20 protein-coding genes are annotated in these 23,689 nt (G+C 70.0%); 13 read left to right on the forward strand and 7 right to left on the reverse strand.

Annotated elements, in window-relative coordinates; translation table 11 throughout:
• Positions 1 to 5: 5 nt before the first annotated feature.
• Positions 6 to 2,768 carry a SpoIIE family protein phosphatase gene (locus H1D24_RS08130; protein ID WP_181656697.1) on the reverse strand — a complete coding sequence of 921 codons (2,763 nt, stop codon included), beginning with the start codon at positions 2,766 to 2,768 and terminating at the stop codon, positions 6 to 8.
• Between the two features lie 801 nt (positions 2,769 to 3,569).
• On the opposite strand from H1D24_RS08130, the gene H1D24_RS08135 reads away from it, so the two are divergent.
• The 9 genes from H1D24_RS08135 (at position 3,570) to H1D24_RS08175 (ending at position 13,069) form a co-directional block, all read left to right on the forward strand.
• Positions 3,570 to 4,307, forward strand: a complete 738-nt coding sequence (locus H1D24_RS08135; RefSeq protein ID WP_181656698.1) for a FadR/GntR family transcriptional regulator — start codon at positions 3,570 to 3,572, stop codon at positions 4,305 to 4,307.
• Between the two features lie 194 nt (positions 4,308 to 4,501).
• A complete protein-coding gene (locus tag H1D24_RS08140; RefSeq protein WP_258563912.1) occupies positions 4,502 to 5,884 on the forward strand; it encodes an acetamidase/formamidase family protein in 1,383 nt (460 codons plus the stop codon).
• 278 nt (positions 5,885 to 6,162) lie between these two features.
• Positions 6,163 to 7,080, forward strand: coding sequence for an L-threonate dehydrogenase (gene ltnD, locus H1D24_RS08145; protein ID WP_181656699.1), 918 nt, complete (start codon positions 6,163 to 6,165; stop codon positions 7,078 to 7,080).
• Position 7,081: 1 nt separating this feature from the next.
• Positions 7,082 to 8,362 (forward strand): 3-oxo-tetronate kinase, encoded by a 1,281-nt coding sequence (gene otnK / locus H1D24_RS08150; protein ID WP_181656700.1) that lies wholly within the window; start codon positions 7,082 to 7,084, stop codon positions 8,360 to 8,362.
• Positions 8,359 to 9,069 (forward strand): class II aldolase/adducin family protein, encoded by a 711-nt coding sequence (locus tag H1D24_RS08155; RefSeq protein ID WP_220136486.1) that lies wholly within the window; start codon positions 8,359 to 8,361, stop codon positions 9,067 to 9,069. The genes otnK and H1D24_RS08155 overlap by 4 nt, the downstream gene beginning before the upstream one ends.
• Before the next feature lie 50 nt (positions 9,070 to 9,119).
• Positions 9,120 to 10,424 carry an MFS transporter gene (locus H1D24_RS08160; RefSeq protein WP_181656701.1) on the forward strand — a complete coding sequence of 435 codons (1,305 nt, stop codon included), beginning with the start codon at positions 9,120 to 9,122 and terminating at the stop codon, positions 10,422 to 10,424.
• 35 nt (positions 10,425 to 10,459) lie between these two features.
• A complete protein-coding gene (gene otnI, locus H1D24_RS08165; protein ID WP_181656702.1) occupies positions 10,460 to 11,263 on the forward strand; it encodes a 2-oxo-tetronate isomerase in 804 nt (267 codons plus the stop codon).
• Positions 11,260 to 12,306 carry a D-erythronate dehydrogenase gene (gene denD / locus H1D24_RS08170; protein ID WP_181656703.1) on the forward strand — a complete coding sequence of 349 codons (1,047 nt, stop codon included), beginning with the start codon at positions 11,260 to 11,262 and terminating at the stop codon, positions 12,304 to 12,306. Before otnI ends, denD begins: the two co-directional genes overlap by 4 nt.
• Positions 12,307 to 12,316: 10 nt before the next feature.
• Positions 12,317 to 13,069, forward strand: coding sequence for a FadR/GntR family transcriptional regulator (locus H1D24_RS08175; protein ID WP_181656704.1), 753 nt, complete (start codon positions 12,317 to 12,319; stop codon positions 13,067 to 13,069).
• 116 nt (positions 13,070 to 13,185) lie between these two features.
• On the opposite strand, the gene H1D24_RS08180 is transcribed toward H1D24_RS08175, so the two are convergent.
• The 5 genes from H1D24_RS08180 to H1D24_RS08200 form a co-directional block, all read right to left on the reverse strand.
• Positions 13,186 to 14,202, reverse strand: coding sequence for a 4-hydroxythreonine-4-phosphate dehydrogenase PdxA (locus H1D24_RS08180; RefSeq protein WP_181656705.1), 1,017 nt, complete (start codon positions 14,200 to 14,202; stop codon positions 13,186 to 13,188).
• Positions 14,199 to 15,851, reverse strand: coding sequence for a tripartite tricarboxylate transporter permease (locus H1D24_RS08185; protein ID WP_181656706.1), 1,653 nt, complete (start codon positions 15,849 to 15,851; stop codon positions 14,199 to 14,201). Before H1D24_RS08185 ends, H1D24_RS08180 begins: the two co-directional genes overlap by 4 nt.
• Complete coding sequence (locus tag H1D24_RS08190) at positions 15,848 to 16,390, reverse strand: tripartite tricarboxylate transporter TctB family protein (RefSeq protein ID WP_181656707.1); 543 nt, start codon at positions 16,388 to 16,390, stop codon at positions 15,848 to 15,850. Before H1D24_RS08190 ends, H1D24_RS08185 begins: the two co-directional genes overlap by 4 nt.
• Positions 16,387 to 17,352: a tripartite tricarboxylate transporter substrate binding protein gene (locus H1D24_RS08195; RefSeq protein WP_181656708.1), complete on the reverse strand. Its 966-nt coding sequence runs from the start codon at positions 17,350 to 17,352 to the stop codon at positions 16,387 to 16,389. The genes H1D24_RS08190 and H1D24_RS08195 overlap by 4 nt, the downstream gene beginning before the upstream one ends.
• Positions 17,353 to 17,637: 285 nt before the next feature.
• A complete protein-coding gene (locus tag H1D24_RS08200; RefSeq protein ID WP_181656709.1) occupies positions 17,638 to 18,375 on the reverse strand; it encodes a GntR family transcriptional regulator in 738 nt (245 codons plus the stop codon).
• A gap of 115 nt (positions 18,376 to 18,490) precedes the next feature.
• Here H1D24_RS08200 and H1D24_RS08205 point away from each other — a divergent pair, with 115 nt between their 5' ends.
• From H1D24_RS08205 to H1D24_RS08220, 4 genes are read left to right on the forward strand one after another with little or no spacing between them, the layout of a single operon-like run.
• A complete protein-coding gene (locus H1D24_RS08205) occupies positions 18,491 to 19,438 on the forward strand; it encodes a sugar phosphate isomerase/epimerase family protein (protein ID WP_181656710.1) in 948 nt (315 codons plus the stop codon).
• Positions 19,435 to 21,177, forward strand: coding sequence for a dihydroxyacetone kinase family protein (locus H1D24_RS08210; protein WP_181656711.1), 1,743 nt, complete (start codon positions 19,435 to 19,437; stop codon positions 21,175 to 21,177). Before H1D24_RS08205 ends, H1D24_RS08210 begins: the two co-directional genes overlap by 4 nt.
• Positions 21,174 to 21,632: a ribose-5-phosphate isomerase gene (locus H1D24_RS08215; protein ID WP_181656712.1), complete on the forward strand. Its 459-nt coding sequence runs from the start codon at positions 21,174 to 21,176 to the stop codon at positions 21,630 to 21,632. The genes H1D24_RS08210 and H1D24_RS08215 overlap by 4 nt, the downstream gene beginning before the upstream one ends.
• 9 nt (positions 21,633 to 21,641) lie before the next feature.
• Complete coding sequence (locus H1D24_RS08220; RefSeq protein ID WP_181656713.1) at positions 21,642 to 22,391, forward strand: triose-phosphate isomerase; 750 nt, start codon at positions 21,642 to 21,644, stop codon at positions 22,389 to 22,391.
• Positions 22,392 to 22,492: 101 nt separating this feature from the next.
• On the opposite strand, the gene H1D24_RS08225 is transcribed toward H1D24_RS08220, so the two are convergent.
• Positions 22,493 to 23,599 carry a sugar ABC transporter substrate-binding protein gene (locus H1D24_RS08225; protein WP_181656714.1) on the reverse strand — a complete coding sequence of 369 codons (1,107 nt, stop codon included), beginning with the start codon at positions 23,597 to 23,599 and terminating at the stop codon, positions 22,493 to 22,495.
• Between the last annotated feature and the right edge of the window lie 90 nt (positions 23,600 to 23,689).

A 23,689-nucleotide genomic window follows, 5' to 3' on the forward strand; every position in this document is an offset into this window, starting at 1 on the left:
ATCGGCTATTGCACGGCCGCGGGTGGGAGGGGCTGCTCCGCCCAGATGGTCTTGCCGTGGGTGCTGTGCCGGGTGCCCCAGCGCTGGGCCAGAAGCGTGACCATGGCCAGTCCACGTCCGCCCTCATCGGTCTCCGCCGCGCGGCGGACCCGGGGAGTGGTCGTGCTGCCGTCGGACACCTCGCAGACGAGCGACTGGCTGCGGAGCAGGCGGAGCCGGATGGGGCCCCGTCCGTGGCGGACGGCGTTCGTGACCAGTTCGCTCACGAGCAGTGCGGTGATGTCGACCAGAGGCTCGAGCCGCCAGGCCCTCAACTGGGCGGCTGCCAGGCTCCGTGCCTCGCCGGCGGCAAGGGGGCTGTCGGGCAGTGCCCAGTCGGCGACGTGCTCGCGGGGCAGGCCGCATGGCCTGGCGAGAAAGAGGACCGCGTCGTCTTCCGCGCCGTTCGGGCTGGTCAGCGCGGTGGTGAGGGTTTCGCACAGCCGGTCGAGCTGAGAAGTGGTCTCGGTACCTGTCAGCGGGTCGGCGAGTGCGTCCGTGAGAGCTGTGCTGAGCGCGTTGATGCCGCTTTCGATGTCCCGGCCGCGGGTTTCCACCAGTCCGTCGGTGTAGAAGGCGAGAAGGCTCTGATCGGGAAGCTCCAGCTCGACCGTCTCGAACGGCGGGGTCCCCACGCCGAGGGGCGGATTGTTCGGCAGATCCAGGATGTCGATCTCTCCGCCCGGATGGACGAGCGCCGGGGGCGGGTGCCCGGACCGGGCGAAGGTCGCCGTGCGGGCCGTGGGGTCGTAGATCGCGTAGAGGAACGTGGCGTAGAAGTCCTCACCGAGGCGCGAGACCAGGTCGTTGAGCTGCGTGAGGAGGTCCTCGGGCGTCATTTCCAGGTCCGCGAGCGTGTGGACCGCGGTACGGAGACGGCCCATGGTCGCCGCCTCGGGAAGGCCGTGCCCCATCACGTCGCCGATGACCAGGGCGACCCGGTCGCCGGACAGCGGGATCACGTCGTACCAGTCGCCGCCGACCTCCAGGCCCTCACTGGCGGGCAGGTAGCGGACCGCTGTGATCGCGCCGGGCACCTGTGGGAGGACCTGGGGCAGCAGGCCGCGCTGCAGTTCCACGGCGCGGGCATGTTCGGCGTCGTAGAGCCGGGCTCGTTCCAGGGCGTGCGCCACCAGGCCGCTCAGCGCGGCGAGCAGCGCGCGCTCCTCCTCGTCGAGTTGCCCCGGCTCCCGGAAGGCGATGATGCAGCAGCCGATGGGCCTTCCGGAGACGATCAGTGGCAGGAAGGCCCACGCCTGCATGCCGGAAGGGCCGATACGCCACTTCAGGTGGGGATAGCGACGGCCGTATTCGGCGCCCGAGCCGATGAAGACGGGGGTGCGGGTGCGCAGTGAGTCGGAGGTGGGCGACACCTGGGTCACGGGAGCCGACTCGAGCACGCTCAGGAAACTCTCCGAGTAGCCGGCGTGACCGACCACACGCAGGCGGTCCCCTTCCAGGGTCTGGACCACCAGACCGGTCCCCCCGAACGGGGTGAGGAGGTGATCGCCGACGGCGTCCACGACGTCCTGCACGGTGACCGCCTCGGACAACGCCGCGGTCAGTTCCTGGGTCCTCGTGGTCCGCAGCGCCGCCCCGTGCTCGACCCGGACCCGCTCCGCCGCCCGCAACCGCGACTCGGTGATGTCGCTGAGCGACAGCGTCAGTCCGTCCTCGCGCGAGGTGATCCGAAGGCCGTACCACGTGCCCAGAGCCGGGACATGCACGTCGAATTCCGTGGGCAGACCGGTGGCGGCGGCCTCACGGCAACGGGCCTCGAGACCGGGCTCGCCCGGATACGGCACGGCCTCCCACAGGATCCGTCCCAGCAGATCGCTCCGCGAGGTCCGGAGCATCCCCTCGGCCTGGACGTTGACGTAGGTGATCCGCCCGTCGGCGCCGGTGAGGACCACGCCGTCGGCAGGGTGCTCCAGCTTGTACGCGATGCCGTCCGGGGGCGCGTGGCTCCCCGTGTTGTCGAAGAGCGTCCCCACCGCACGACCCGGCCGGCCGTCGGGCCCGGGCAGGACAAGCCCGCCGGCCCGTATCCAGCGCATGTCACCGGCCGGGCGCGTGACCCGGTACTCGCAGTCGTAGCGCCCCACCACCGCCTTGGGCAACGAGACCGGGGAAAGGTCCTCCGGGTGCACCATCTGCGCCCACGTCTCGTACCTGGAGTCGAAGGTTTCCGGGTTCAGGCCGAGGATCAGGCAGGCACGCTCGTCGAGGAAGAGCTGACCGGTGCGGACATCGCAGTCGTACGTGCCGACCTGGGCCGCATCCAGCATCCACCCCTGCCCTTCGCCGGACCCCGACGGCGTGTCTGCTGTCGTGGGCCCCCGGCCTCGGGGCGGGCCTGCGAGGTGGCCGTGCAGCCGGATGGCCGCCGCCCGTAGGGAAAGCCGGGCCTCGCCCGGCTCCTGCCCGCGGTCCAGCAGCACCGACAGGGTTCCCACCGGGGCCGTGTCCGGACCCAGCGGCACAACGAGGACACGGGCGCCGCGAGGGCAGGGTGCATCAGGGCCTGGAATGCTGCCGAGCTGGTCGGGCGCGTCCGTCCGCCCTGCCGGGCAGCTGCGCCGCACCGCTTCCGCCGGTGCCAGATTCCGGTCGACAGACACCTGGTCCCAGGCTTCGGCGAAGGCCGGGGGCAGACCGGCCATGGCCAGCAGGCGCAACCGCGGCCGATGGCGTTCGAGCAGGTGTACGGCGGCTCCCTGCGCATTCATGCCGGACACGGCGCTCTGGAGCGTCCGCACGAGTGGCTCGGCGGCATCCGCGCCGGCGTGCCGCCACTGCCTGGCGAGATCATCGGCCGTCCTGAACTGCCTGGCGAGATCATCGGCCGTCCTGCCGGACGGGGTGGGGCCATCGTGCTCCTGCTCCGTCCCCGCGCTACGGACCGCGGGGACGCCCCGGGAGTCCCGAGGGGGTTTCAGCCATTTCACAGGCACTCCGTCGGCTCTGATCATCACAGTGTTGGACCGGATGACCGCGAGGTGCACCCAGAACAGAATGTCGAATGTCGTTTTTCATACACTAAATAGTGTTTTCTGTCACTCCCAGGCCCCGGGTCGGATACCGGTCGACCTTGCATACGCCACCTCTGAGCTGCATCGGGTCTTGCACTGCGCCGGGCGCGGAGGCAACCAGAAAAATCCGCTGGCTCGTGATCCAGATCCCGCCCGGGAGCGGGGAACCCCGCTTGACCTCCGAAGTCTGTTACGCCCGAGTAAGAACACCATGACGATTGACGTCCGACCGATGTCGCGCCCGCGAGGTGCGCCTATGGTGACTACGCGATTGGTCCGACCAATGCATCGATCCCCTGCACCTGTCACCTGAGAGGACCCCTCCATGCGCCTCCTCCTGCCCAAAGGTGTCCATTGCCTGATCCGCAAGAGCGCCTTCGGGGGGTGCACATGATCGTGGATCACTGCCGGTACGGGACGCCATCGCCGGTGGGACCACCTGGCCGGGGTGATCGGGCACGGTACGCTGGCTGCACTCTGGGCAAGGAGGTCGAGGGCATGGCAGTAGCGAAGGTTCCGCCACTGCGCAGCCGTGCCCACAGCGTCAGCGACGCGCTGGTCGCCCACCTGGAACAGCTGATCGCACTCGGTGAACTCGGACCGGGCGACAGGCTGCCGGCGGAGCGTGAACTGGCCGAGTCGCTGTCGGTGTCGCGGACCTCGCTCCGGGAAGCCCTGCACCAGCTGGAGGCCAAGCACCTCATCGAGCGGCGGCAGGGCAGAGGCACCATCGTGCTGGCACCGCCCACCCAGGTCGACGATCTCTACGCGAGGCTGGCCGACGTGGCCGAGGACGACCGGGAACTGGCCAACGTGGCCGAGCTGCGGACGGTCATCGAGCCGAAGATCGCCGAATTCGCCGCAGTGCGCGCGACCAGCGCCGACCTGCTGCAGATGGACGACATCCTGCACGCCACGGACGAGAACCTGCTGGCGGCCAAATCGCTCGAACTGGACATCCAGTTCCATCTGACCCTGGCCAGGGCGAGCCACAACCCGCTGCTCACCGCGCTGACCACGATGGTCAGTTCATGGACCACCCCGGTGCGCAAGGACTCCCACAGCACACGGGCGGGCCGCCGTAAGTCCCTGGCCGGTCATCAGGCGATCCGTGACGCGGTCGAGACCCGTGACCCGGTAGCGGCATCCCAGGCGATGATCATGCATCTGGCCGACATCGACCAGGTGATCCGGCGCACGCGCCACGACGGCGCGGCCTCCGCCGAGCAGGACTGACCTCCCCCCTTCTCACTCGTCTCACCCTTTCTCCCCGCGTTTTCCTCGCCCGCGTCCGCTCCCCCGCGACCACCCCGCACGGCCGCGCGATCCCCGGCAATTACGCCTGCACGCACCCGCCATCGATACGGGACTGCTCACGTGCGCCAAGCCATGCCGGGAACCGATCACTCCACACCACGAATGGATGGCTCATGAACACCTCCCCCATGGATCCCGGTAAGGCTCGGGAGCTGCTCGTCTCCCGGCTCGGGCGCCGCAGGTTCCTGGCCGCCGCCACCGCCGTGACCACGGCGGGCGCCGCGGCGACGCTTCCCTCCACGGCGATGGCACAGACGGCGAAGCCTGCGAAGGCGCCCGCGACCGTGCTCCCCAAGGAAATTCTCCAGCCCGGCAAGGGGCCGGTGCAGGGCAGGCACTACCTTCCTTCTCTCCCTGAGCAGGTCCGCTGGGGGTACGTTCCCTCGCTCGGCAGCAAGCCGGTGCTGCGCATGCGTTCCGGCGAGACGGTGACCGTCGACACGCTCTCCCATGAGGGCCTTCTCGAGGACCAAGGGCGCGACCCGAAGGCCTACTTCGCGCGTCACGGTGTGCCCGCCGGTCAGGTGCTCGACGACGCGGTCGCCATTGCCCGCGACTACGAGCGCACCACCCGCAACTTCGATGTCGACGGTCCCCACGTGGTCACCGGCCCGATCCATGTCGAGGGCGCCGAGCCCGGCGACGTACTGAAGATCGAGATGCTGTCCCTCATGCCGCGCGTGCCCTACGGCGTCGTGTCGAGCCGCCACGGCAAGGGCGCGCTGGCCCGCCAGGCGGGCGGCTCGGCTCCGGCGGGCATCACCCCCGAAGAGGTCATGCCTCCGGTCTCGACCGACGGACGGTCCACCGGTGACCCCGAACGCTATGGCAACGTCTCGCTGTTCACACCGGTCCGGCGGGGCAGCGGCGGAGCTATCAACGGCGTGATGACGTACGGCGGTTCACATGAAGTCGCCTTCCCGCTGCGCCCTCACATGGGCATGATGGGCGTCGCCTTCGCATCTGCGGACAGCCTCACGGCACCCGAGCTCAACTCGATACCGCCGACCCTCGGCGGCGGCAACATCGACATCAACCTGCTCACGCAGGGCTCGACCTTCTACGTCCCGGTCTTCGCCGAGGGTGCGCTGTTCTACACCGGTGACCCGCACATGGCCATGGGGAACGGCGAGGTGGCGCTCACGGCCATGGAAGGCTCGCTGCGCACCACCTTCCGGCTGACCGTGTGCAAGAAGGGCTCCGGCGACGCCCCGTCCGTCGCATTCCACTACCCGTTCGCCGAGACCCCCGACGCATGGGTGGCCGTGGGCCTGTCCGACCCCGACGGCATCCAGAACGGCCAGGGCAACGACCTCGACACCGCTATGCGGCGCGCCGTGGTCAACGCACTGGACTTCCTCGAGCACGACCTCGGCATGGAACGCCCGGTGGCGTACGCATACCTGTCGGCGGCCGCCGACTTCGAGGTGTCCCAGGTCGTCGACCGCACCGTCGGCGTCCACGGGGTCATCAGCAAGGGCCACTTCGACGCCTGAACACCGCGCGCGAGGGGCCGGTCATGCGCGGGCAGGCCGGCCCCTGGTCATCCGGGGGCAGGCCGGCCCTCACTCGTGCACCAGCAGGGCGGCCCCTGCTGCGCCTCGCTCGTCGACGACGACGCCAGCCGAACGGCGGGCGGTCTGATCCCCGCTCCCTCGACCACCATCCATGTGACCGACATCACAGTATGCCAAACAAGATCCTCAGGTCATCATATGACCTGATCTCTTCACCGAGCCGGTTGCGCCACGGCGCAGCAAGATGAGGATTTGGCATGAACGACCAGGACAGGCCTGCACGGCCGCGCGTGGGCGTGGTGGGACTCGGAGCCATGGGTCTGGGCATGGCCCGCAGCCTCCGGAACGCGGGCTACGACGTGGGGGTCCACGACCTGCGACCGGATGTGGCCGAGACTTTCGCCCGTGACGGTGGGACCGCGTTCGCCACCGCCGGCGACCTGGCAGCCGCGGTGGACGTCCTGCTCAGCGTGGTGGTCAACGCTGCGCAGGTCGAGTCGGTGCTGTTCGGCGCGGACGGGGCAGCCGACCGGCTCCGCGAGGGCGCCGTCTTCGTGATGTGCTCCACGGTCGACCCGGCCTGGTCTGCCCAACTCGAGGGGCGCCTGGCCGAGAAGGGCGTGCTCTACCTGGACGCTCCCATCTCCGGTGGCGCCGCGCGTGCGGCGGTCGGCGAGCTGACCATGATGACGTCGGGCTCCACCGCGGCGTACGCGGTCGCCGACCCCGTGCTCGAGGCCATGAGCAGCACGGTCTACCGCCTGGGAGAGCGTGCCGGACTCGGCTCGAAGGTCAAGATCGTGAACCAGCTGCTCGCGGGTGTGCACATCGCCGCGGCAGCCGAGGCGATGGCCCTCGGCATCAAGGCCGGCGTTCCCGCCGAGGCGCTCTACGAGGTCATCACGCACAGCGCCGGCAACTCGTGGATGTTCGAGAACCGCATGGCGCACGTGCTCGCCGGTGACTACACGCCCCTCTCCGCGGTCGACATCTTCGTCAAGGACCTGGGACTCGTGCTCGACTCCGCCCGGCCGGAGCGGTTCCCGCTCCCCCTGGCCGCGACCGCCCACCAGATGTTCCTCCAGGCATCGGCGTCCGGTCTGGGAGCCGAGGACGACAGCGCGGTCATCAAGATCTTCCCCGGGGTCGACCTGCCCAAGCCGGTGGAGGGCTGACATGGGGATCCGACTCGGGTGCATCGCCGACGACTTCACCGGCGCCACGGACCTGGCCAACAACCTGGTGCGCGCGGGCATGCGCGTGGTCCAGACGATCGGTGTGCCGCCGGCCGACGCCGAGCAGACGATGGACGCGGACGCCGTGGTCATCGCCCTCAAGTCGCGGACCGTCCCGGCCGCCGACGCCGTCGAGGCCTCGCTCCGGGCACTCGCCTGGTTGCGGTCCATGGGTGCCGAGCAGATCTACTTCAAGTACTGCTCCACCTTCGACTCGACGCCGGCCGGCAATATCGGGCCGGTCACCGAGGCACTGATGGACGCACTGGGCACCGACTTCACGATCGCGACGCCCGCGTTCCCCGACAACGGACGCACGGTCTTCAAGGGCCATCTCTTCGTCGGTGACGTGCTGTTGAGCGACAGCGGCATGCGCCACCACCCGCTGACGCCGATGACCGACTCCAACCTGGTCTCCGTCCTCGGCGCGCAGACCACGCGAGCGGTCGGCCTCATCGACCACAGGGTCGTCGCCGACGGCGCGAAGGCGATCCGGGCCCGTATCGACGCCCTTCGCGAGGACGGCGCCGGGATGGCCGTCGTCGACGCCGTCTCCAACGACGACCTCCTGCGCCTCGGCGCGGCGGTCCAGGGGCTGCCCCTGGTGACCGCCGGCTCGGGTCTGGCGATCGGCCTGCCCGCGAACTGGGGCTTCAAGCCGTCCAGCGCCGCAGCACGGTTGCCCCAGGCAGGCGGCCGCCGGGCCATCGTCTCGGGATCGGTCTCCGTCGCCACGAACCGTCAGGTCCTTCAGTACCTGCGCAGCGGCCGGCCCGCGTACAGCGTGGACCCCTTGCGTGTCGCGGCCGGGGAGGACGTGGTCGGCCAGGCCCTGTCCCTCGCCGATGCGCACCTGGACGACGGGCCGGTGCTCGTCTACTCCACCGAGTCGCCCGACATGGTCCGGACCGTCCAGGGCCGGCTCGGCGCCGCCGAGGCCGGTGAGCTCGTGGAGCAGACCCTTGCCCGCATCGCGGAGGGGCTCGTCGAGCGCGGGGTCCGCCAACTCGTCGTCGCGGGCGGCGAGACCTCGGGAGCCGTCGTTCAGGCGCTCGGCATCACCGGGCTCCGTATCGGACCGCAGATCGCCCCCGGTGTGCCGTGGTGCGCGGCTCCCCTTCCCGGCGGGGACACGCTCCACATCGCGCTCAAGTCGGGCAACTTCGGCGGCCCCGACTTCTTCACCACCTCGTTCGCCCTCCTGGACGAGGAGGCCTCATGACGCAGTACCCGGGCATCGCCCTCGACGAGACAGGCGATGACATACGCGACGAGGGCGTCGACGAGGCACGCGACGAGATCGTCCGGGTGGGCACGAGCCTGTTCGCCCGGGGCTACGTCCACGCCAGCGCCGGCAACATCAGTGCCCGGATCGGCGACAGCCATCTGATCACTCCCACCGACGCCGCCCTGGGCTTTCTCGAACCCCACCGCCTCGCGCTGGTCGACGCCCGTGGCGAGCAGATCGCGGGCGACCGCGCCAGCAAGACCCTCACGCTCCATCGACGCATCTACGCCGCCGACCCCACGGCCCGGTTCGTTGTCCACACCCACTCCACGCACCTGGTCGCGCTCACCCTGGCCGGCGTGTGGAGCCAGGACGACGTGCTCCCGCCCATCACGCCCTACTACGTGATGAAGGTCGGGCACGTCCCGCTCATCCCCTACCACCGGCCCGGCGACCCGCGTGTGGCCGACCTGGTGACCGCCCGGATCGCCGACCACGCGAGCACCGGGACGCCGATCAGGGCCGTGCTGCTCGACCGGCTGGGCCCCGTCGTCTGGGGCCCCGACGCGGCCACCGCCCTCGCCGTCCTCGAAGAACTCGAGGAGACGGCACGTCTCTGGCTCCTGACCGACCGTCGACCCGAGCCGCTCCCCACCCACGCACTCGACGAACTGAGGTCCACGTTCGCCGCCGCGTGGTGACCAGCTCCTCGCCCGTCAGAATCCCCTGAGCCGCACAAAAGGATTCGGTCATGTCCATGCCTATAACCACCGAGGTCACCGACCTCGCCCGCGAGAACGCCGTCTTCCGCAAGGTCGTACGACGCATCGTCCCCTTCCTCATCCTCTGCTACGTCGTCTCGTACCTGGACCGGGTCAACGTCGGATTCGCGAAGCTGCAGATGTCCGACGACCTCGGGTTCAGCGAGGCGGCGTACGGCCTCGGTGCCGGCCTGTTCTTCATCGGCTACTTCTTCTTCGAGGTCCCCTCGAACCTGATGCTGCAGCGCGTCGGCGCCCGCACCTGGATCGCCCGCATCATGATCAGCTGGGGCGTGGTCTCGGCGTCGTTCATGTTCGTCACCAACGAGGCGACGTTCTACGTCCTGAGGTTCCTCCTCGGTGCCGCGGAGGCGGGGTTCTACCCGGGGGTGATCCTCTACTGCACCTACTGGTTCCCGTCCCGCCGTCGTGCCCGTGTCATCGCGATGTTCATGTCGGCCATCCCGGTGGCCGGCATCTTCGGCAACCCGCTCTCCGGCTGGATCATGGACCGCTTCCAGGGCGTCAACGGCTGGGAGGGATGGCAGTGGATGTTCCTGCTCGAGGCGATCCCCGCACTCATCATCGGTGTGGTCACGCTGTTCTACCTCGACAACAGTGTGCGCAGCGCGAAGTGGCTCACCGACGAGGAGAAGGACGTCGTCGAGAGGGCCATCGCCGAGGACGCCGCGCACCAGACGGTGCACGGCCGGGTCTGGGACGCCTTCCGCGAGCCCAAGGTGTGGCTGATGTGCCTCATCTACTTCTGCTTCGTGATGGGCCAGTACGCCCTGACCTTCTGGATGCCGACCTTCGTCGAGTCCACCGGCATCAAGGGCAACCTGGCGATCGGGGCGCTCAGTGCCATCCCGTACCTGGCGGCACTCGTCGCGATGAACCTGTTCAGCCGGTCGGCGGACAAGCGCCGCGAGCGCCGGTGGCATCTGGTCATCCCGTGCCTCATGGGCGCCGTCGGATTCTCGCTGGCCGCCGGGTGGGCCGGCTCGACCGCACTGTCCCTGGCCGCGCTGTCCTTCGCCGCGGCGGGCGTGCTGACCTGCGCACCGCTGTTCTGGTCGCTCCCCACGGCGTTCCTGGGCGGCGCCGCCGCCGCGGCAGGCCTCGCCGCGATCAACTCGGTGGGCAACCTCGCCGGCTTCGTGAGTCCCTACATGATCGGCGCGGTCAAGGACGCCACCGGCTCGACGTCGCTCCCCATGTACATCCTGGCGCTCACCCTCGTCGTCGGCGCCGCCGCGGTGCTCACCACCAACAAGCAGGTCGTCAACCGCTGACCGAGTCCGGTCTCGGTCCGAACACAGGAGCCAGCATGCCGAGGTTCGCCGCGAACCTGTCCATGATGTACACCGAACACGATTTCCTCGACCGCTTCGCCGCGGCCTCGGCGGACGGCTTCGAGGCCGTCGAGTACCTCTTCCCCTATGCGTACGACGCCAAGGAGCTGCGCCGCCGGCTCGACGACAACGGCCTGCGGCAGGTGCTCTTCAACGCACCCCCCGGGGCGTGGGATGACGGTGAGCGCGGGATCGCTGCACTGCCCGGACGCGAGGCGGAGATGCGCGCCGGCATCGACCTGGCTCTGCAGTACGCGGCAGAGCTGGACTGCACGCGGGTGCACGTGATGGCCGGGCTGGTGCAGCCGGACGCGACGCCGGCACAGTCGGCCAAGCACCGCGACACCTATCTGGCCAACCTCGCCTGGGCCGCGGAACGGGCCGCCACGATGGGCGTCGACATCCTGGTCGAGCCCATCAACGGCCGCGACATGCCGGGCTACTTCCTGAACCGGCAGGCCGACGCCCACGCCGTGGTGCGGGACGTGGGCGCATCGAATCTCAAGGTGCAGCTCGACCTCTACCACTGCCAGATCGTCGAGGGCGACCTCACCGCGACCCTGCGCCGCGACGTACCGACCGGGCGGGTCGGTCATCTGCAGATCGCGGGCGTGCCCGACCGCCATGAGCCCGACGTGGGTGAGCTCAACGTCCGCCACCTGTTCGGCGTCATCGACGACCTGGGCTTCGACGGGTGGATCGGCTGCGAGTACATCCCCCGCGCCGGCACGAGCGAGGGTCTCGCCTGGCTGACCGACTACCGAGGAGAAAACGCATGAGGATCGTCATCACGGGTGGCTTCGGCTTCCTGGGACGGCTCGTCGCCGGCACGCTGCTCAAGACGCGTACGTTCCGTGGCGTACCGATCGACCGGCTGGTGCTGGCCGACCGGATGGTGCCGTCCGAGTCGCCGGCGGCGGCCGACCCGCTCGTGGACATCGTTCAGGGCGATCTGATCGACCGTCTCGACGAGGTGTTCGCGGAGCCGGTGGATGTGCTGATCCACCTCGCCGCCGCGGTCTCGGCCGAGTGCGAGGCCGACTTCGACCTCGGGATGAGCGCCAACGTCGACGTGACACGCGCGCTGCTCGAAGCCGCCCGGGCACAGTCGGCTGCGGGCGGTCCGACGCCGCGGGTGGTGTTCTCCAGCAGCGTCGCGGTCTACGGTTCCGACCCGGCGCTGCCGCTGCCCCCGGTGGTCAGCGAGTCGACCCTGCCCACGCCGAGGTCGAGCTACGGGACGCAGAAGTTCGTCTGCGAGCAGCTGGTCGCGGAGTACACCCGCCGCGGCTTCGTCGACGGACGCGTCGCCCGCCTGATGACCGTGTCGGTACGGCCGGGCAAACCGAACGCGGCCGCCTCCGGCTTCCTCTCGGGCATCATCCGCGAGCCCCTCGCGGGCCTCCCGGCGACCTGCCCGGTCCATCCCGGCCTGCGGGTGGCCCTGGCCTCGCCACGGCGCACGGTCGAGGGAATCCTCCGCGTCGCCGAAGTGGAGCGCGGTACGGGACCGGGCCGGCTCGACGGCGGGCTGCCGGTCAACCTTCCGGCGCTCACGGTCTCGGTGGCCGAGATGCTGGCCACGCTGCGGCGTGTCGCCGGGGACGCCGTCGCCGACCTGGTGACGATCACACCCGACGCAGGCGTCGAGGCCCTCGTGGGCTCGTGGCCCGCCGTCTTCGACAACGCGCGCGCCACCGCGCTCGGACTGCAGCCCGACCCGGGCTTCGAATCGGTGGTGCGGGACTACCTCGCCGACCACGCCGACGCCGTCGTGGTCGGCACACACCTCGCGGCGGGGCGGTCGGGGACGGATCGATAGACTGACAAGCATGTTTTCCAAGGTGACCGGTCCGGTCCGGCTCGCGGACCGGGTCGCCGCTGTCCTCGCGGAGGAGATCGAGTCGGGGCGCCTGGCCGAGGGCGACAAGCTGCCGACCGAGGTCGAGCTGGTCAAGCAGCTGGGCGTCAGCCGCACGGTGGTGCGCGAGGCCGTGTCGAGGCTCCGCAACGCGGGCCTGGTCGAACCGCGCCAGGGTCTCGGCGTGTTCGTCATGCCACGGCGCACACGCCCGCTCGACATCGAGGCCGAGGCCGCCGGCACCAAGATCAAAGTGCTGCAGATCGTGGAGGTACGCCGCGCCATGGAGGGCGAGGCCGCCGGTCTCGCGGCCGAGCGCGCCACACCTGACGACGTCGCCCGGATGCGGGAAGCCCTGGACGCGATCGACTCGGCGGTCGCGGCCGGCGGCGACGGCGTGGACGAGGATCTCGCCTTCCACCGCTCCATCGCCGAGTCGACCGGGAACGCCGTGATGGTCTCGACGGTGCGCTACCTCGGCGAGGTGATGCGCAGCGGGATCCGCGTCACGCGCGCGAACGAGGCGCGACGGCGAGACTTCATCGAAGCGGTCCGGCAGGAGCACCACGCCATCGTGGCCGCGATCGAAACAGGCGACGCCACAGCGGCACGCGACGCCGCGCGGCACCATATGAAGCACGCCGCGGCTCGGCTCCAGGATGCGGATGAGAGGTTCTGGACCGAGACCGAGGACCTCGACGTGGATCTCGACGCCGCTCCCTGACGCGCGGGCGTCCGGCGCGGACGCGGGCCACGAGCCAGTGACTCACCGGTCCCCTGATGGAAAGCCGGGGACCGGTGGGCGTCTTCAACTCGGCTGTGACGCAAGGGATTCAGGGATCAGAGCGAGGACGCAGCCCGGCGGCGGGCCCCGATCTTGACCGCGAGGTCGAAGGCGTTCTGGATCGAACCGGTGGTGGCGATGCCCTTGCCGACGACGTCGAAGGCCGTGCCGTGTGCGGGCGTGCAGATGGGAACGGACAGGCCGCCTGCGACGGTGACGCCGCCGTCGAAGCCCATGAGCTTCATCGCGATCTGCCCCTGGTCGTGGTACATGGTCAGGATGCCGTCGAAGTCGCCGGCCTTGGCGCGGAGAAAGATCGTGTCCGAGGGGAACGGACCCTTGGCGTCGATGCCGTCTCGCTCCATGTCGCCTATCGCGGGGGCGATGATGTCGAGTTCGTGGCGGCCGAACTTGCCGTTCTCACCCGCGTGCGGGTTCAGGGCGCAGACACCGATGCGGGGCGCGGCGATGCCGGACTCGCGCAGTACCTTGTCCAGCAGCCGGCCGGCGGCGGCCACGTTCTCGCGGGTGATGCCGGCGTCGACCTCGGCCAGGGAGACGTGCGAGGTGACCCGGGCCGTCCAGAGTCCCGGCAGGACATTGAGTTCGGAGGTGTAGTCCTCGGCGCCGAGAATGATTTCGAACCAGCGCAGTTCGTCGTTCTCCCGCATGCCGGCCAGGTGCAGTGAGGACTTGTTGAGCGGGGCGAAGAGGATGGCGTCCACGTCGCCTTTCTTCGCGAGCTCCAGGGCATGGCGCAGGTTGCCGAGCGCCCACCGGCCGCCGGCCTCGGTGGCCGCCCTACGTTCGAACACCTCGACCGGGCGCCCGGCACTGTTGTCGTACAGCAGCGGCTTTCCGGGGGTGGGTTCGGTGACGTACTCGATGGGGCACTTCGCGTCCTCACCGGCGTCACGCAGCTCTGTCTCGTCGGAGATCAGCAGGATGTCGGCGGCTGCGACGTTCTCGGGACGGGACAGGAGCTTGGCTATCAGCTCCGGTCCCACGCCGGCGGGGTCGCCGAGGGTGACGGCGACGCGGGGCCGGAGCTCGGTGGCCTGTGCGGTGTTCATGAGCGCCTTTCGGTCGAGGTGTCGGGGCGATCGCGGTCGCGGTCGGGGCGCGGGTGCGTGCTGTCGTCGTCGCCCCTTGCCCGACCGGCCCCGAGGGCGGCTTCCGCAACAAGCGGAGCGGTGTCACCGGCTGCGGGATCTGATCCGGTGTCCGCTTCGGCGGGATGGGTGGCGCGGCGGCCCGGGCGAAGGCTCTTGACGGCGGCCGGTCCGGCCACCAGTACGAGGGCGAGCACCAGGATGCCCACGGCGGTCGGGCTGGAGAGCAGCACCAGGCTGTCCCCTGCGGCCAGCGCCGAGGTCTGCACCAGAGCCTTCTCGAACAGTGGTCCGATGACCAGTCCCAGGACGAGGGGAGCCACCGGGAAGTTCAGGCGCTTCATCGCGTAACCAACCAGACCGAAGAGGATCACGATCCAGACGCTGAGCATGCTGTTCTTGACCGAGTACGCGCCGATGAGGCTGGTGGCGATGATCAGCGGGTACATGATCGAGTAGCGCACGCGCAGCAGCTGCGCCATGACGGGAGCCAGCGGCAGGTTCAGCACCAGCAGGATCACGTTGCCGATGAAGAACGAGGCGAGCAGGCCCCACACCAGGGAGGGCTGGTTCTCGAAGAGCAGCGGCCCGGGCTGGATGCCGTAGATCAGGAAGGCTCCGAGCAGGACGGCGGTGGTGGCGCCGCCGGGCACGCCGAGCACCAGCGTGGGAACGAAGTTCGCGTTGGAGGCGGCGTTGGTGGCCGCGTCCGGAGCGACGACACCCTCGATGGCTCCGCTGCCGAGTTTCCGGCGGTTCCTGGACAGCTTCTTCTCCACGCCATACGCCATGAACGAGGCGAGCGTCGTGCCGGCACCGGGCAGGCAGCCCAGCAGGAAGCCGACGACGGTGCCGCGGGCGGTGGACGGGGCGGCCCGCTTCAGGTCCTCCTTGGTCAGCATCAGATCCCGGAACCGGGCCTTGACCGGCTCGGCGAGTCCGATGTGCAGCTGGTTCAGCAGCTCGCCGATGGCGAACAGGCCGATCATGACCTCGACGTACGGCACACCGCCGAACAGGGAGATCTGGCCGAAGGTGTACCGCGGCGTGCCGCTGCCGACGTCCACGCCGATGCAGGCGATCAGCACACCGAGCAACCCCAGGCCCATGCCGAGCAGGAGGTTCCTCCCGGAGAACACCACGATGGTGCACAGCCCCAGGATCATCACCGCCAGCATCTCCGGCGGCCCGAAGTCCAGTGCCAGCCGGGCAAAGAACGGCGCCACGGCCGCCAGGGCAGCCAGCGAGACCATCGCGGAGACGAAGGCTCCCAGCGCCGAGACGGCCAGGGCGGGCCCGGCCCGGCCGTTGCGCGCCATCCGGTAGCCGTCGAGCGTGCTGACCACGGAGGAGGCCTCACCGGGCGTCGCGATGAGGATGGCGGTGATCGTGGCTCCGAACTGCGCACCGTGGTAGATGCCGGCGAGCATGATCAGTGCGGTGAGCGGGTCGAAGGTGAGCGTGACGGGGATGAGGATGGCCACACCGGTGGCGGAACCCAGGCCCGGCAGGATGCCGATGACGGTGCCGAGCAGCACGCCGACGAAGCACCACAGGAGGTTCTCCGCGCTGAGCGCCGCCCCGAAGCCGGTGACGATGTTGTCGATCACAGCACGCTCCAGGTGGTGGCGTCGAACAGGCCGAACGGCAGCGGGACTTGCAGCACCACGATGAACAGCAGGTACGACACCCCGAACACACCCGCCGACACCGCGGCGGCCCGCGGGAGCGGCAGGCGCTCGACAACGGCCGTGAGGAACAGGGTCATCACCGTCAGGGCGGGCAGCATGCCGAGGACCGGTATCAACAGCGCCGTGGCCGCCATGGTCAGGGTGACGACGAGCAGCTTGGCGCGGATGCGGCGGGCCTCCTCCGGGGTGTGCTCGGCGGTCTCGGCCACATGGCCGTCGCCTTCGAGCACCGACCCGGTGCCGGTCTCCTGACGGATCAGTGCCAGGGAGAGGACGAACATCAGGAGCCCGGCAACGCGGGGCAGGGCACCGGCCCCGATCGTGCCGTCCTCCGGATTCGTCCATGGATAGGCGAAGGAACCCAGGAAGAACGCACCGCCGACAGCGGCGAGGACGCAGTAGGCGACGAGAACGGGTCGGCGGCGGGCGGGCCGCTCCGTACCGGCCGGGGTACTCATCTGAACACCTCCCGTACCTGCTTGTCATAGGCGTCGAGGTAGCGTGCGAAGTCCTGCCCGTCCGTGTCGGCGGGGATGAGCAGGTCGGTCTTGATGTAGTCGCGGTAGGTTCCGGACTTCAGGGCGCGCTGGATGGCCTTGATCCAGTAGCGGCGCTGCACATCGCTGATGCCCGCGGGGGCGAAGACACCTCGCCAGATCAGGACCTCGGCATCGAGTCCCTGCTCCTTGGCGGTGGGGACCTTGCTGAGGACGGGGTCGTCGTAGCGCTTCGCGGTCAGCGTGCACAGGGCCTTGAAGTCCGCGCTCTCCAGGTACGGCTTGGCTGCCGCGGCGCTGGCCGGGGCCACGTCGATCTGCCCGCCGAGCAGGCCCGTCAGGACCTCTCCCGTGGAGCCGTAGGGAACGACGGAGAACTTTCCTCCGCTCTTCTTGAACTCCGCGATGACGAGTGAGTCCGCGCCGGTCTTGCCGCTGGAGCCGGTCTTGACCGCCTTCTTCGCGCTCGCCCGGACGAGTTCGGCGCAGGTGGAGTACGGCGAGTTCTTGCGGGCCACGACGATCCGGGAGTCCTTGGCGAACATCACCAGAGGTGTGAAGCTGCGGTAGGTGAACGGCACGTCGTAGACGATCGGCAGTGTGTTCAGCGCCGATTCCGCGACGAGCAGGGCGTTTCCGTTTCCCTTCTCGGACATGAAGGTGGCCCAGCCGACCGCCCCGGAGCCGCCTTCCTTGTTCTCGACATTGACGTCGAACCCTGCGTCGAGTTCGTTGAGGCTCTGGGCGAGCACCCGGGCCGAGCGGTCGCTCCCGCCGCCCGGGGCGAAGGCGACCAGCGCCGACACCGAGCCTCGTGGTTTCCAGTCCTCGCCCACCGGGGTCTTGGCGTTCGCCAAGGAGCATCCGGTGAGCAGCATGGTGGCGCTCGTCAGGACGAGCGGGATGCGCAGCGGTGACTTCATCGTCAGCCTTCCTGCGTCGGGAAGGTGTGGGATCCCTGAGCGACTGCTTTTACCACGCAACATCAGAGATCCTATTGGATATGCGGCTTGACGGTACGGTGCCCCCATCGGCGTGACAAGAGGCGAGCCCGAGGAAAATCCGATGGGCCGGCGCCCGGCGTCGCGCGAACGCATCACGGCACCCGCAACACCAGAGGGGCGCGCCCTGTTGGCGCGCCCCTCGCGTGTGTGGTGCCGCGGTGCGGCTAAGCGGTCTCGGGGAAGTGAGGCACGCCCCGAGACCGCTTAGAGATCGACGGCCGCTCGCCGGGCCAGCGCCGACATGTGTGCACGCATCGCCTCCACGGGGCGCTGCGGATCGCCGGACTCGAAGGCGGCGAGGATGGCCGCGTGCTCGCTCACGGCCTCGTCGAGGTCCATGTCGCCGTGGTCGACCGTCTGGCGCAGCCGGTGCACATGGGCGCTGAGCGATTCGACCAGCTGGAGCAGGAATCCGTTGTCGGCGGCGCGGATGATGGTGAGGTGGAACTCCCAGTCCGCCGTGAAGTACTCGCGCAGGTCGGCATAGTCGGGCGGCTGGCCCCCCTCGCCACGCAGCTTCCTCACCCGGTGTGCGCTGAGCACATGCTGGGCGTGGGCGGCGCGCAACTCCGGCACCAGGTCATCGGTGTGGGCCACGGCCCGTTCGACGGCGGCCACCTCGAGCACCGTGCGGGCATCGAGGAGTTCGGCCATCTGGCCCGGTGACAGCGGCTCCGCCACGCGGTAGCCCTTGAGGGCCACGCGGGAGACCAGCCCGGTGTTCTCCAGCTGCACCAGGGCCTCGCGCACGGGCGTCGGCGACACCCCCAGCTCGCGGGCGAGGGAGTCGATCGACATGGAGCTGCCGGGCGGGGTCGATCCGTCGAGCAGCTTCTCCAGGATCGCGTCGTACACACCGTCACGCAGGGCACGCCGGGGCACCACGGGCGCCCTGTTCGGGCTCCGGCCGGTGCCCTCCCTGCTCGCGTCGCTTCTGTTCATCTCGAGGTGATCCTACGCGAGGAAATCCTTCCGCCTGCTCTATCGAGAACATAAAAGATCCTATATGGTCCACGATCCAAGAGCTCGCTCGGACGGCGGATCGACGGAGACGACGATGTCCTACTCGGCAGACAGCTGGCCCATCGGCGCGGCGCTACTGCAGTTCCCGAACACCACCAAGGACGGACGCAGCGTCCAGGACGCCCCAGCCCGGCACTGGGCACGCGTGTTCCGCGAGGTCGCCGCCGCAGGCTTCGACCATGTCGACCTCACCGACACCTGGCTGCGCCCCGGGGACCTCTCCCCCGAGCGCCTGACGGAGCTCGCCCGAACTCTCAAGGAGGCAGAGCTGGGCCTCACGGCCGTCACCACGGCCCGCCGCAGCGTCATCGACCCCGATCCCCACACCGCCGCCGCAAACCTCGAGTACCTGCTGCGCACGGTGGAGGCCGCGGCCGAACTCGGCGTCGGCACGGTGTGTGCGGGCCTGCACCGGCCCCTGACGTCCGCTCAGCGCGAGGCCGTGTGGTTCTGGCACGAACAGGGCGGCCGGGACCCCGACGGCGACGAGCGGATACGGGCCCTGGCCGTCGAGAGGTTCCGGGCCGTCGGCGAGCGCGCCGCCGGGCTCGGCGTGCAGATCTCGCTGGAGATGTACGAGGACACCTACCTCGGGTCGCCGGAAAGCGCGGTGCGGATGGTCCGCGACATCGGTCTGCCCAACGTCGGCCTCAACCCGGACGTGGCCAACCTGGTGCGGCTGCACCGCCCCGTGCCGCACTGGGAGGAGCTTCTGACCCCCGTGCTGCCGTACGCCAACTACTGGCACATCAAGAACTACTACCGCGACCACGACCCGGCCACGGGCGCCTATTTCACCGTGCCCGCCCCCGCCGAGTCCGGCGTCATCAACTACCGGCAGGCCGTCGAGCTGGCCCTGGACGCCGGCTTCGAGGGCCCGATCTGCGTCGAGCACTACGGCGGCGACGGCCTCAGCGTGTCCGCCCGCAACCGTGACTACCTGCGGAAGATCCTCTCCGTGAAGCTGGCGGAGCGGTCATGACCCTGTTGCACAACGACCGGCGGTCCTTCGCCGACGAGGCCCTCAGCGGCTTCGCCGCCGCCCATCGCGACCTGATACACACCGTCCACGGAGGCGTCGTACGCGCCACCGCCACGCCCGCCGGCCAGGTGGCCGTGGTGATCGGCGGCGGCACAGGACACTACCCCGCCTTCGCCGGCTGGGTTGGCCCGGGATTCGCCCACGGCGCCGCCTGCGGCAACATCTTCGCCTCACCCTCGGCCTCCCAGATCTGCTCCGTCGCCCGGGCCTGTCACACCGGCGGCGGCGTGGTCTTCGCCTTCGGCAACTACGCCGGGGACGTCCTGCACTTCGGGCAGGCCGCCGAGCAGCTGCGCGCCGAGGGCATCGACGTACGCGTGCTGCGCGTCACCGACGACATCGCATCCGGCCCCGCCGACGACCCCGCAAGGCGCCGCGGCATCGCCGGCGATCTTCCCGTGATGAAGGTCCTCGGCGCCTCGGCAGAGAGCGGCATGGCCATCGACGAGGTGGAGCGCATCGGCCGCAAGGCCAACGACGCCACCCGCTCCTTCGGCGTGGCGTTCAGCGGCTGCACCCTTCCCGGCGGCGACGGCCCGCTGTTCACCGTGGCGTCCGGGCGTATGGGCGTGGGTCTCGGCATCCATGGCGAGCCGGGCATCGAGGAACGGGCGTTGCCGTCTGCCGACGAGGTCGCCGACCTGCTCGTGGACGGGCTGCTGGCGGAGGCCAAGCAGGCGTCGGCAGCGGTCGGCGGCGCCGACCGGGCCGCGGTGGTCCTCAACGGCCTCGGCGCCACCAAGTACGAGGAGCTGTTCATCGTCTTCCGACGCGTGTCCGAACGCCTCGCCGCCGAAGGAATCGACGTCGTCGCTCCCGAGGTCGGCGAGCAGGTCACCAGTCTGGGCATGGCCGGCCTGTCGCTCAGTCTCACCTTCCTCGACGAGGAGTTGCGGGACCTGTGGACGGCGCCCGCGCTCACCCCCGCCTTCCGCCGCGGCGCGGTCACCCCGGGTCCACAGCGCACCGACGACCTCTCGCACATCCACCAACTGCCCCCGGTCGTCGCCGGCAGCAAGGCCTCCCACTCAGCCGCGGCCCGCATCACCGACGCACTGCGCGTGGTACGCGACACCGTCACCGCCCACGAAGCGCGCCTCGGCCACATCGACGCCGTGGCCGGGGACGGCGACCACGGCATCGGCATGCGGCGCGGGGCCGAGGCGGCCGCGGAAGCGGCGGCACAGGCCGTCAGCCTGGGGGCAGGCGCGCGTACCACTCTGGCCAGGGCGGGTGCGGCGTGGTCCGAGCGGGCCGGCGGCACCTCCGGTGCCCTGTGGGGGGCCGCGCTCACCGCCTTCGGCGCCCTGCTGGGCGACACGGACACGCCCGGTCCCGAGCGGATCACCGCCGGCGTACGCGCCGCCGTGGACGTGGTGATGCGGCTGGGCGGAGCCACGCCCGGCGACAAGACACTGGTCGACGCGGCCGTGCCGTTCGTCGACCGGCTGGAGGCCGCCCTGCCGGGGGCCGGCTTCCGCGCCGCCTGGACGCAGGCCGCGGAGGCGGCCACCCGGGCCGCCGAGGCGACCGCCGCGATCACCGCCCGACGCGGCCGCGCCCGCACCCACGGCGACCGCAGCCTCGGCACCCCGGACGCCGGTGCCGTCTCCTTCGCGCTGGTCGTCACCGCCCTCGGCGACACCCTTCGCTCCGAATTCACGGAGGAATCCCGATGAAGCCCCTGCGTATCGTCGTCGGCTCCGACAGCGCCGGTTACGACTACAAGGAAACCCTCAAGAAGGACCTGGAGGCGCACGAGGCCGTCGCCGAGGTCGTCGACGTCGGCATCAGCGCGGGACAGGACACCGATTACCCGCACGTCGCCGTGGACGCCGCGCGGCTCGTCGCCGAAGGCAGGGCCGACCGCGCCCTGCTGGTGTGCGGCACCGGTCTGGGCGTGGCCATCGCCGCCAACAAGGTGCCGGGGATCCGCGCGGTCACCGCCCACGACTCCTTCTCCGTCGAGCGGGCCGTGCTCTCCAACAACGCCCAGGTGCTGTGCTTCGGCCAGCGCGTCGTCGGCCTGGAGCTCGCGCGCCGACTTGCTCGCGAGTGGCTCGGCTACCGCTTCGACGACACGTCGCCGTCCGCCGCGAAGGTCGCCGCGATCTGCTCGTACGACCGGAGGTGACGGTCCGTCATGCTGTGGATCGGAACTAGTTTCAAGATGACGAAGACCAGGGCGCAGGCCGCGGAGTACGCCGCGCGGCTGCGCACGGAAGTCGGCCGGGACGGCGTCCCCGGCGTCCAGCCGTTCGTGATCCCCTCTGCGACGTCGATCGCCGAGGTGGCCGCGGTGCTCGGCGGCGATTCACCTGTGCTCGTCGGCGCGCAGAACGCGCACTGGGAGGACGCCGGTGCGTGGACCGGTGAGATCTCGGTGCCGCAGGCAGCCGACGCCGGTGCCCGCATCGTCGAGATCGGCCACTCGGAGCGGCGCGAGCACTTCGGGGAGACGGACGCCACCGTTGCGCTGAAGGTGCGGACGATCCTGCGGCACGGCCTGATCCCGCTGCTGTGCTGCGGAGAGAGCGCGGACGTGTTCGCCCGGGGTGACTCCGTGGAGCACGTCCTGGGCCAGGTCGCCGAGGCCCTGGACGGGCTGGCTGACACCTCCCGCGTCCTCATCGCGTACGAGCCGGTGTGGGCGATCGGCGAGCACGGCCGTCAGCCGCGCCCCGACGAGATCGCCGACGTCATCGCGGCGCTCAGCGCCAAGTGGGGCGACCGGGTCGCCGCCGTCCTGTACGGCGGCTCGGTCGATCAGTCCAACGCCGGGACGCTGCTGCGCGTACCGGGCGTCGACGGGCTGTTCGTCGGCCGGGCCGCCTGGGACGTGGACGGCTTCCTGTCCATTCTGGCCACCGCACGGGCGGTGGTGGGCGGCTGAGGGCCGCGCGGAGCCCACCAAGAAGAGCGGGCGGAGCACTGCGACGACACCCCACGGAAGTCAGCCGGGCACAGTCAGCGTGTCCACCGGAGGATTGTGGCCTACGACGTCAGTCCGGCCTCATCGCAAGCCCGCTTGACCTCCGGGGTACAGATCTGGTCGATCGTGTACAGTCCGTCCTTGACGACGGTGTCCTTGATGTTGTGCCGGGTCACGGCAACCGGGGTGAGCACGACGGCAGGGATGTCCTCGGTGGTGGGGCTGCTGACTGTGTCCTTTGCGATGCGGTCCAGTCCTTCGCCGCGGCCCAGGGCCAGGGCCATCTCCACCGCGGCGCCGGCCTGAAGCTTGTAGGGCTTGTAGACGGTCATGTACTGCTCACCGCTGACGATGCGCTGCAAGGCCGAGAGAATGGCGTCCTGGCCGACGACGGGCGGCAGCGGCTTGATATGGGCGGCCTTGAGGGCCGAGATGACGCCCGAGGCGAGCCAGTCGTTGGCGGCGTAGACACCGTCGACCCTGTCCGCGCCGAGGTCGGCGACGGCGTCGGTCATGTTGCCGTGGGCGGTCTCGATCTCCCACCCGGGCGTGTCATAGGCCTTGCCGATCTTCACCTTGCCCTCGAGGACAGAGAGTGCACCCATCTTGAACTCTCTTGCGTCCGGGTTGATGGGGTCGCCGTTCATCATGACGATCTGGCTGTCATGAGCCCTGTCGCCCAGCGCCTTGAGAAGTGCCTCGCCCTGGAGCTCGCCGATGCGGCGGGCGTCGAAGCCGACGTATGCCGAGATCGGCCCCTCCGCGAGGTGGTCGTAGGCGACGACCGGGATGTCCGCCTCGTGCGCCTTGTTGATCGTGGAGCGGATCGTCTCGGAGTTGACGGAAGCGAGGATCAGGACGTCGACTCCTTTGATGATCATCGCCTCCGCTTGCTGCTGCTGCCTGGCCGCGTTCAGCCCGGCGTCGGCGTATGCCACCGTGCAGTCGCCGCACAGATCTTTGATCTTCGCCTCGACCAGGGGCTTGTCGAACTGCGCCCAGCGGGTGGCTCCCCCGTAACCCGGGAGCAGCAGCCCTATCTTCAACTGCTTGCCGGAGGCGTTCTCGCCCGAACCGCCGGACTCGTCGGACTGCCCACAGGCGCCGAGGCCGACGGCCAACGACACAGCGGCCACGACGCGGACAGCACCCCACAGACGCGCATGCATGTCACCCGCCTCCCCCACCAGTCCACCGCGCGAGTGGCCCCGGCGCCAGCGGGCACGCGCACCAGCACCGGAGGGGGCGTCTGTCGCCCC

It is taken from the genome of Streptomyces himalayensis subsp. himalayensis, assembly GCF_013778455.1.
Lineage (GTDB): Bacteria > Actinomycetota > Actinomycetes > Streptomycetales > Streptomycetaceae > Streptomyces > Streptomyces himalayensis.

What these genes read in the sequence shown, in the direction of transcription:
- otnK (WP_181656700.1), top strand. Translation starts at nt 7,082, where the DNA reads ATGGGGATCCGACTCGGGTGCATCGCCGACGACTTCACCGGCGCCACG.
- H1D24_RS08205 (WP_181656710.1), top strand. Translation starts at nt 18,491, where the DNA reads ATGTCCTACTCGGCAGACAGCTGGCCCATCGGCGCGGCGCTACTGCAG.
- H1D24_RS08155 (WP_220136486.1), top strand. Translation starts at nt 8,359, where the DNA reads ATGACGCAGTACCCGGGCATCGCCCTCGACGAGACAGGCGATGACATA.
- H1D24_RS08135 (WP_181656698.1), top strand. Translation starts at nt 3,570, where the DNA reads ATGGCAGTAGCGAAGGTTCCGCCACTGCGCAGCCGTGCCCACAGCGTC.
- H1D24_RS08220 (WP_181656713.1), top strand. Translation starts at nt 21,642, where the DNA reads ATGCTGTGGATCGGAACTAGTTTCAAGATGACGAAGACCAGGGCGCAG.
- H1D24_RS08180 (WP_181656705.1), bottom strand. Translation starts at nt 14,202, where the DNA reads ATGAACACCGCACAGGCCACCGAGCTCCGGCCCCGCGTCGCCGTCACC.
- H1D24_RS08200 (WP_181656709.1), bottom strand. Translation starts at nt 18,375, where the DNA reads ATGAACAGAAGCGACGCGAGCAGGGAGGGCACCGGCCGGAGCCCGAAC.
- H1D24_RS08175 (WP_181656704.1), top strand. Translation starts at nt 12,317, where the DNA reads ATGTTTTCCAAGGTGACCGGTCCGGTCCGGCTCGCGGACCGGGTCGCC.
- otnI (WP_181656702.1), top strand. Translation starts at nt 10,460, where the DNA reads ATGCCGAGGTTCGCCGCGAACCTGTCCATGATGTACACCGAACACGAT.
- H1D24_RS08210 (WP_181656711.1), top strand. Translation starts at nt 19,435, where the DNA reads ATGACCCTGTTGCACAACGACCGGCGGTCCTTCGCCGACGAGGCCCTC.
- H1D24_RS08160 (WP_181656701.1), top strand. Translation starts at nt 9,120, where the DNA reads ATGTCCATGCCTATAACCACCGAGGTCACCGACCTCGCCCGCGAGAAC.
- H1D24_RS08130 (WP_181656697.1), bottom strand. Translation starts at nt 2,768, where the DNA reads ATGAATGCGCAGGGAGCCGCCGTACACCTGCTCGAACGCCATCGGCCG.
- H1D24_RS08215 (WP_181656712.1), top strand. Translation starts at nt 21,174, where the DNA reads ATGAAGCCCCTGCGTATCGTCGTCGGCTCCGACAGCGCCGGTTACGAC.
- denD (WP_181656703.1), top strand. Translation starts at nt 11,260, where the DNA reads ATGAGGATCGTCATCACGGGTGGCTTCGGCTTCCTGGGACGGCTCGTC.
- H1D24_RS08140 (WP_258563912.1), top strand. Translation starts at nt 4,502, where the DNA reads ATGAACACCTCCCCCATGGATCCCGGTAAGGCTCGGGAGCTGCTCGTC.
- H1D24_RS08225 (WP_181656714.1), bottom strand. Translation starts at nt 23,599, where the DNA reads ATGCATGCGCGTCTGTGGGGTGCTGTCCGCGTCGTGGCCGCTGTGTCG.
- H1D24_RS08190 (WP_181656707.1), bottom strand. Translation starts at nt 16,390, where the DNA reads ATGAGTACCCCGGCCGGTACGGAGCGGCCCGCCCGCCGCCGACCCGTT.
- H1D24_RS08195 (WP_181656708.1), bottom strand. Translation starts at nt 17,352, where the DNA reads ATGAAGTCACCGCTGCGCATCCCGCTCGTCCTGACGAGCGCCACCATG.
- ltnD (WP_181656699.1), top strand. Translation starts at nt 6,163, where the DNA reads ATGAACGACCAGGACAGGCCTGCACGGCCGCGCGTGGGCGTGGTGGGA.